At 40.6% G+C, this 8,983-nt stretch carries 7 protein-coding genes and 1 pseudogene; 3 read left to right on the top strand and 5 right to left on the bottom strand.

Features of this window, described 5'->3' with window-relative positions:
- Positions 1-52: 52 nt before the first annotated feature.
- The 4 genes from ACO1QW_RS03295 to nirB form a co-directional block, all read right to left on the bottom strand.
- On the bottom strand, positions 53-1,261 hold the full coding sequence (locus ACO1QW_RS03295; protein WP_486255650.1) for a CmpA/NrtA family ABC transporter substrate-binding protein: 1,209 nt from the start codon (positions 1,259-1,261) through the stop codon (positions 53-55).
- Positions 1,262-1,318: 57 nt separating this feature from the next.
- A complete protein-coding gene (locus tag ACO1QW_RS03300) occupies positions 1,319-2,911 on the bottom strand; it encodes an alginate export family protein (protein ID WP_486255652.1) in 1,593 nt (530 codons plus the stop codon).
- Positions 2,912-3,063: 152 nt separating this feature from the next.
- Entirely contained in the window at positions 3,064-3,411 is a 348-nt protein-coding gene (gene nirD, locus ACO1QW_RS03305) for a nitrite reductase small subunit NirD (protein WP_486255654.1), read from the bottom strand.
- Between the two features lie 214 nt (positions 3,412-3,625).
- The gene (nirB, locus tag ACO1QW_RS03310) at positions 3,626-6,124 is read right to left on the bottom strand and encodes a nitrite reductase large subunit NirB (protein WP_486255656.1); all 2,499 of its coding nucleotides are present in this window, start codon (positions 6,122-6,124) and stop codon (positions 3,626-3,628) included.
- 193 nt (positions 6,125-6,317) lie between these two features.
- On the opposite strand from nirB, the gene cobA reads away from it, so the two are divergent.
- The 3 genes from cobA (at position 6,318) to ACO1QW_RS03325 (ending at position 8,703) form a co-directional block, all read left to right on the top strand.
- A complete protein-coding gene (cobA, locus tag ACO1QW_RS03315; RefSeq protein WP_486255658.1) occupies positions 6,318-7,100 on the top strand; it encodes a uroporphyrinogen-III C-methyltransferase in 783 nt (260 codons plus the stop codon).
- A gap of 55 nt (positions 7,101-7,155) precedes the next feature.
- A complete protein-coding gene (locus tag ACO1QW_RS03320; protein WP_486255660.1) occupies positions 7,156-7,845 on the top strand; it encodes a Crp/Fnr family transcriptional regulator in 690 nt (229 codons plus the stop codon).
- 75 nt (positions 7,846-7,920) lie between these two features.
- Positions 7,921-8,703 (top strand): YaiO family outer membrane beta-barrel protein, encoded by a 783-nt coding sequence (locus tag ACO1QW_RS03325; protein WP_486255662.1) that lies wholly within the window; start codon positions 7,921-7,923, stop codon positions 8,701-8,703.
- On the opposite strand, the pseudogene ACO1QW_RS03330 reads toward ACO1QW_RS03325, so the two are convergent.
- A pseudogene (locus ACO1QW_RS03330) lies at positions 8,700-8,983 on the bottom strand (glycosyltransferase family 2 protein); the annotation flags it as partial. The gene ACO1QW_RS03325 and the pseudogene ACO1QW_RS03330 overlap by 4 nt on opposite strands.

An 8,983-nucleotide genomic window follows, 5' to 3' on the forward strand; every position in this document is an offset into this window, starting at 1 on the left:
ATCGTCAGCGGTGATTCATTACTACCAACTCACCACTGACCACTCACCTTTTTTAATGTTTTGTTGTCTTCAAATAAGCCGATACATTGTTTGGATCAAATGCCACATCAAAATTTGTTTTGATCACCTGCATATCAGTTTGCACCGGTATACCCATTTCTTTTGCTACTTCTGCAAACAGATCGTCCAACACCAACTTTTCTGCAATGGCTTTGTAATTCGGTTCAGTTTTTAAATAACCAAAACGAACGTACTGTGCAAGAAACCATGCTGTGTATGATTTCTTCGGCATGTTTACAATACCATTGTTATAAAACGTCATGTAATCATCTTTATACTTTTGAACACCCAACTCGCAACCGAGATCGTATGAACCTTTCAATCTTGCTTCAATTACCTGCAAAGGAGCGTTTACATAATTTGGTTTGGAAAGCCATGAAGCAGCCTTTGATCTGTTGCTCATTACATCGAGCCACTTACACGCTTCAACAATTGCTTTCATTATTTTCTTCAGATCTTCTCTGTTAGCTGAAGCAAAAGCTGAGTTCACAACCAATGCTTTTTCAGGATGATTCTTCCAGAGATCCTGTGTTGAAATATGTGTGAAGCCGATGTTCTGTGCAGCTGCAACACCATTCCATGGTTCACCCACACAATACCCTTCCATATTATCAACACGCATGTTCGCTACCATTTGCGGAGGAGGAATGGTAATGATACCAACTGATTTTTGATTGATACCTGCAGCCGACATCCAGTAACGTAACCAGATATCATGCGTGCCGCCGGGGAATGTTTGGGCGAAGGTTACTTCCTTTCTTCCCTGTATTGTTTTAACTGCAGCAGCGGCTTTGTTCACTTGTTTAAAACCAACCTGTCCGCAAAAATCTTTTGATAAGGTGATTGCCTGTCCATTGTTATTTAACACCATGGCGATTTTCATTTCTGAACCTGCTTTACCACCAACACCTGTATAAACTGAAAGTGGCATTGAGAATAAACAATGTGCACCATCCAATTCACCATTCAGAAGTTTATCACGTACCACTGCCCATGATGCTTGTTTTTCAAGTTCCACATCCACTCCATACTTCGCAAAGAGTCCGAGTTCTTTTGCCACTACCAGCGGTGCGCAATCGGTAAGAGGAATAAACCCCAATTTTATTTTACGTGAAGGCGTAGAAAGCTTAAAGGCGAACATGCCTGTAAGCAACAGCGCCATTGCTGAAAAAAGAACCAGTTTTTTTATTGAGAGTTTCATTTGTTTGTCGTTTTAAGTGTTATTAATCATTACCTCTTCTGTTCATTCATCACATCATTACTGTTTAATTGCTACCGGCTTTGCGTAAAAGAAATCAGGCGAGAAACGAATCATCGCATAAAACCAATTGCCTGTTTTCCTGTAATTAGCTGCTGCTGCATCAGTTGTTGCCTGTGCTTTTGCAATAGCCATGCTGCCGGTTGCTTTCATGATTGAATAACCCAATTCTATATTGGTGAACTTGTTCATGTTGTAGTTCAACTGGAAATCAAGTTCGTTACCAAGATCTTTTCCAATGAAGGAGCCATCAGCTCTCTTCATGTTTTTGTCAATAGAGAACAAGTGAAAATCAACGCCGGCTGTTAAAGTCGTGCCTGTGTATTTCACTTTGAGGTAAGGATTTTTTAAACCACCTGCCGGTGAACCTGTACCAACATAGAAGTAATCCATGTAACCCCAATGACGATGTGGTGTACCATATAATGGATCAAACTTTTCATCTGTTGCAGTTGTTGCATCGTTACCACTTAAGAATTCATAACCCGGTGTTACGCTGATCTTTCCTTTTTGATAAGTTGCAGACAATGCATAGTGATAGGCTTCTTTCATTTTCACGCCATCACGGTTCTTACCACTTTGCGCATAGAATGCTCCCTGGAATGCGATCTTTCCAAAACCGGATGCATTACCCATTGTTTGGTTGATCATTAAACCATACGTATAACGTTGATTGGTTCCTTTATAATTGAACGCATCTGATGCGCCTGATGAAACAAAACGACGACCATATACATAACCTGTGGCGTCACTGCCTGCTGAATCAAGTTTGTACTTACCGAAATTATCATTGAAGAAAAGAGTAGAGAATTTAGTCTGCTTAATTTTTTTGCTGATATACAAACTTGCAAATGATTTGTAATCCTGGTTGCCACCATTTGTTGTGGGAGGATTCATCCAGACAGGCGCACCTGTTTTGCTGCTGTTATTACTTGCACTGCCCGCTGTTGCCATTGGTAACATACCTGCAGGTGTTGGAACTAACGTACCCAATGAGTTTTTTACATAAGCAGGTACATTGGATGGAACATAACCTGTTCCTGTATATCCAAATGCATCTGTGTTTTGATTGAACGCATAACCGATGTCGATCTGCCATCCTTTGTGAACTGTTTTCAACAATGCCATATCATGACGGCGGGCTTGTTGCAACCAATCTAAGTTGCCGATCAAACGAACATCATCATAAATTAATTCCTGGCGACCTACTTTGAGGCTCATCAGGTCAATACCTTTTGCTCTGATGGTAGTATCTGCAACGTTGAACAATGTAAGATCTGCCCAACCTTCGTGCAGCATAAAACGGTTACCATCTGCATTTGAAATAGTAGATGCATCCTGTCCCCAAACACGAACATCCTGTACCGCCACACCAAAAGTTAACCTGTCCCATTTATAGCCAAAATTCAATCTTGTACGTTGTGAAGTGAACACGGCGGGTTTCGAACCTTTCAATACAAGGTTGCCCAAACCGTTACGCACTTCAGTACGTGTGCGGAGCTGGCCTGATAATGTAAACTGTGCCTTTGTTGTGCAATAAGCGAGTAGCATCAAGCTTAAAAAGATTATTCGTGTTGTTTTAAAATTTTTCATGTTAATTTTGGTCGATTTTAAGGTGATAAATCCTGGAATCATACGGCCCGGTTAGACTGCCATCTGCCGGGCTATTTTTTTCAGCTTTGCTGAATAATTAGTTTACTTTCTCTTCATTTATTCTTCAGTTTTGGTTTTGAAATAATGTTTTATTAATCTTCAATGCCGATGTAGACCATGCCCTCTTCCACTTTCACCTCGTAGGTTTTAATAGCGCATTCATCGCCACTCAGGCATTCGCCTGTAACCAATGAAAATGTTTTTTTGTGAAAGGGGCAGGCAACTTTCGGTTCTTCGTTTTGTGTACCGATCATACCACGGCTCAACGCCATTTGCTGACGATGCGGGCATTCGTTTTGTGTGGCATACCACTCATCTCTCCGTGTAAAATGGAAAAGTGCAATCTGTGTGTCGTTGTATTTTACACACACGCCACCGTTTGCAGGAACATCTGATACTCTGCAGGCAGCAAACCAGGTAATTGTTTTTTCTGCGATCATATATTTAGTACTTAAAGGAGTTAATAATACCTGCTGATGAAACAAGTGTTTACACAACAGACTAGAGCTTCCTTTTTTTATATGCAGGCAATCGCAGAAAAGTGGCCATTGGGGCCTTAGCAATCAATCATCGAAAATTCGTTTGGAGTATTATTCGGAGGTTAAAAGCAATTTTCTATATGGCGGCAACCGTATTATTCAAAACCAAAAATCTTTATTTCCATTCTTTCGCACGCTTCTGTTCACGCATTGGATCAAACACCACTGTTGGATCTTTCACTTCAGGTGCATTTACAAAGTGATTAAAGCGTTTGCGTAATTCAGGCGTTTCAATCGCAGCTTTCCATTCACACTCATAAGTGTTTACATGGTTTTCCATCGCAGCTTCCCACTCCGCATTCATGCCTAATGCATCATGCACAACAACTGAACGCAGATAATCAATACCACCTTCCATCTTATTTAACCATGTAGCTGTACGTGTTAACGGATCAGCAGTTTTTACATAAAACATTAAGAAACGATCGAGATATTTCACACATGTTTCTTCATCAATATCGGAAGCAAGTAACAATGCATGTTGAGGTTTACTACCACCGTTGCCACACACATAGAGGTTCCAGCCTTTTTCTGTAGCGATAATACCAAAGTCCTTACTCTGTGCTTCGGCACACTCACGTATACATCCACTCACACCACCTTTTAATTTATGTGGTGAACGGAGACCACGATAACGTTCTTCAACTCTGATCGCAAAACTTACACTATCATGCAATCCAAATCGGCACCAAGTACTACCTACGCAACTTTTTACTGTACGTAAACTTTTACCGTAAGCATGTCCGCTTTCAAAACCGGCTTCAATTAATTCTTCCCAGATATTTGGAAGATCACTCAGATGTGCACCAAACAGATCAATACGTTGACCGCCGGTAATTTTTGTATAGAGATTATATTTCTTCGCAACCTGTCCTATCACAATTAATTTATCAGGTGTAATTTCTCCACCGGGAATACGAGGAACTACAGAATACGTTCCACCCTTTTGAATATTTGCAAGGAAGCGATCATTACTATCCTGTGCTGTATCATTTCCTTTTTTCAGGATCACTTCATTCCACAAACTTGCAAGAATAGATGCAACTGGTGGTTTACATAATTCACAGCCATCACCTTTACCAAATTTATCCAGTACTGCGTCGTAAGTACGCAGATCATTTATTTTGATGAGATCAAATAATTCCTGGCGACTGTAATCAAAGTGTTCGCACAATACATTACGAACAACCTTGCCTTGTGTTTTCATGGTATGGATCATCAGATCTTTCACCATTGGCACACAACCACCACAACCTGTTCCTGCTTTGGTACATTTCTTAATGCCATCAACAGTTTCGTAACCCAATACAACTGATTCGCAAATTGCTCCTTTTGTTACCGCTTCGCAACTGCAGATCACTGCATCGTCAGGTAAACTTGTTACACCTGCACCACCGTCACCTTCACCACCTCTTGCACCAAGAATAACATCTTCTGTATTTGGAGGCAACACCACTTTGTTTTTGCAGGTTTGCAACAACATATTGTATTGCTCAGCATCGCCTACTAAAATTCCACCTAATAATTCTTTCCCGTCGGCACTTACATTAATACGTTTGTAAACACCTTTCACGCTATCATCAAATACAATACTTCTTATACCATCGCCACTCACAAACGGATCACCAAAGCTGGCAACATCAACACCAATCAGTTTCAGTTTCGTGCTCATATCAAAACCGGTAAATGATTTTTCACCTCCAGTTAATTTAGTTACTACAACTTCGGCCATTTCATAACCGGGAGCAACCAAACCATAGATCATTCCTTTATGTAAGGCACATTCACCAATAGCAAAAATGAAAGGGTCGGATGTTTGCAAGCTGTCGTTAACGGTAATTCCTCCACGTGGACCAACTTCCAATGAAGCAGCTTTTGCTAATTCATCTCTTGGTTTAATACCAGCAGAGATCACGAGCATGTCCACATCAAATGAAGAGGCATCAGAAAAACTCATGCTGCTAATCGCATCGTCACCATTAATAGCAGTGGTGTTTTTTGATGTATGAATTGTAAGACCGAGGTCTTCTAATTTTGATTTTAATAATCTTGAACCTGCGTCATCAATTTGACGAGGCATAAGACGTGGAGCAAATTCTATCACCTGCGTATCCGTAACACCAAGATCGAGCATGGCTTTAGCAGCTTCCAGTCCCAGCAAACCACCGCCGATCACTGCACCCTTCTTCGACTTCTTCGCCCAATCAGTCATCAGCTCCAGATCTTCAATTGTGCGGTAGATGAATACACCTTCTTTTTCTACACCGGGAATGGGAGGAACAAATGCTGCCGAACCGGTAGCAAGAATGAGATAATCGTACGACTCAGTGAGACCGGCGTGTGAGAACACCGTTTTCTTTTCCCGGTCGATAGAAACCACCGGATCAGAAAGATGCAGCACAATACCGTTTTCACTATACCATTCCTTTGGGGCGAGGGAAAGATCGTCGGCAGACTTACCAGCGAAATACTCACTAAGATGAACCCTGTCGTAAGCGGGTCTTACTTCTTCTCCAAAAACCACGATGGAGATATTACCGGCTGCGTTCTTTTTTACAAGCTTTTCGCAAAACTTGTAACCCACCATGCCGTTTCCAATTACTACCACTTTCATAATCTTACTGTTTAAGTGTAACAATAATGGTAGCAAACAATCGTATTAAAATATTTAATCATTTAATATTTTTTATGGCAAAATGAACACTCAGTAGTCTATTAAATGATTTCTGTCATGAAATTAAGCCTATTTTTTGTATTTTTATTAAACGAAACATGATTTCAGTCACATATATTTTAATTTAATTTTTATGACTCAGGCTAAATTGCTCTTAATTGGTGCCGGACCAGGCGATCCGGAACTTATTACAATAAAATCTATACGTGCTTTGGAACGGGCCGATGTAATATTATATGATGCCCTTGCCAGCGAGGCGCTGCTGGATTATGCCTCCCCTTCCTGCATCAAGCGTTTTGTTGGGAAGCGGTATGGCTGCCACGCTCTGTCGCAGGAAGAAATCAATACATTGATAGTAGAATATGGACAGAAATATAAAACCGTGGTCCGCTTAAAAGGTGGCGACCCGTTTGTTTTTGGTCGTGCCCAGGAAGAAATTGAAACTGCAAGACTAGCTGGAATGGATGTTGAAGTGATACCCGGTATTTCAAGTGCCATTGCAGTGCCTGCTTCGCAAATGATCCCTCTTACCTGTCGTGGTATTAATGAAAGTTTTTGGGTAACAACCGGCACTACCCGTTCCGGTGAAATATCAACCGATATACAATTGGCGGCTCAGTCAAGCGCCACCGTTATTATATTAATGGCCATGAGTAAACTGGAAGCCATCATGGATATTTTCCGAAGTCATGGTAAAGCAGACACACCTGTTGCCATCATTCAGAACGGTACAACAAAAGACGAAAAGATAGTAATTGGCACAGTGAAAGATATTTTTTTCAAAGCCAGTTATGAAGAGATGAGCAACCCGGCCATCATCATTGTTGGTGAAGTGGTAAAACTTCATCCATCTTTACTTTCATCTGCTATAAGCGAACAAACGAACGGACAGCTTTTCCAAAAGCGATTTTTGTGACGTACCCAACCACTGTTTACTGTTACTTTGCAGCAGCAAACACGAAAACCAAAGAATGAAGCAAAACAAAAAGAACTGCGACCTGAAAAGCTGTACCATGTGCAAACAATGCCAACACGATTGGCTACCTGCACTTGATGCCAACCGCAAAAGTTTTCATTTTAAAAAAGGCGAACAACTCTTTATTGAAGGCGAAGAAGTAACAGGCATGTACTTTATCAGCAAAGGACTGGTAAAGGTGCATAAACGCTGGAGTGATGAGAAGGAACTTATTCTTCGTATTGCAAGAGATGGTGATATTGTTGGTCACCGTGGTTTGGGTGCCGATACTGTTTATCCTGTGTCAGGAACAGCAATGGAGCCAACTGATGTTTGCTATATCGATCTTTCTTTTTTCAACAGTACGCTGCGTACCAATCCCGATTTTCAATACAACTTATTAATGTTTTTTGCAGCTGAGCTGAAAGAATCAGAAAAACGTATGCGCAACCTTGCACACATGAATGTAAAGGGACGTATTGCCAATGCATTGCTTTACCTGCAGAATAAATTCGGAAAAGATAAAGATGGCTATCTCAATCTTGCCATCAGCCGACAGGATCTTGCTTCTTATACCGGTACTACTTATGAATCGCTGTTCAGGATCATGAATGAACTCACAGCAGAAAAAGCAATTGCCACCGATGGCAAGAAAACGCAGATTCTGAATACTGCCAGGTTACAAGAGTATATTGAGCAGAATTGATTCAATAAAGCTTTTCTATTTTCTACTACACAGCAGTAACAGGATAAGATTTATCTTTATTTATTCCGTAAGTGTATGAGAAACTATTCATTTGCCTTTTTGGTTTTGCTGCTACCTTTCGTCGCTGCTTCGCAACAAGCAGATAGCATCGTTTTTAAGAACACGCTCACAGTTCAGTATGAATATTTTCATTTTGATAAACAATTTGCCAGCGACTGGCATATTACCGGGCTTGAATACAAACACGAAACAAAAAAAGCAGCTATCCTTGGCCGCTTGAATTATGCAAACCGGCTTTCACAAAATGGCTGGCAAGGCGAACTGGAAGCATATCCCAAATTCTCAAAGAACGTTTATAGTTATGTAGGTGTTGGCTATTCAGCAGACATGCCCGTTTTTCCAAAGTTTCGTGCAGGTTATTCGTTGTATGTAAATATTCCGAAAAGTATCGAACTTGAAGGAGGTTTTCGTTATCTATACTTTGATAAGAATTTATGGATCGGCGTTGCAGGTGTTGGTTATTACACCGGCAATTGGTTTTTACAGGCAAGAAGTTTCCTGAGCGATAATAACGGTTTCAACTTCGCAGGGCTATTTACAGCACGCAGGTATTTTGGTGAAATGAACGATTATGCCTGGCTGCAATATGGTACGGGAGTATCGCCCGATGAAACAAGAAATATTCAGTTTACTACGAACCAACAATTACACTCCAACCGGATTGTTGTGGGGATTAAGAAATCGATGCAGCAAAAAAATATTCTGCAGTTTGCGCTTGGTTATTCACGGGATGAATACCTGCCATCTACTTTCGGTAATCAACTCTATGGATCAGTTGGCTATGGAAGAAGATTCTAATTTTTTTTCTTTCCGGCAAATCCTTGTCTTGTCATTTCACCCCATGATTTTTTCTTTCGGATAAGATCAATATTTCCCCGTACTGCGCTCCAAACAACAAATGGGTGAAAGATAAAAGGCTCAAGAAAAGCAGTAAGTATTAAACTGAAAATCTCTTTTCGCTTTCGGTATTGATTATAGGTAAGAACTTCCATTAAAATAGCAAACACTGAATAAAGAAAACCGAAGCTGAGAATGAAACCAAGCAACGCAAAAAAGAATGGCCAATCCATAAAACCTA

This window comes from Lacibacter sp. (genome assembly GCF_057361365.1).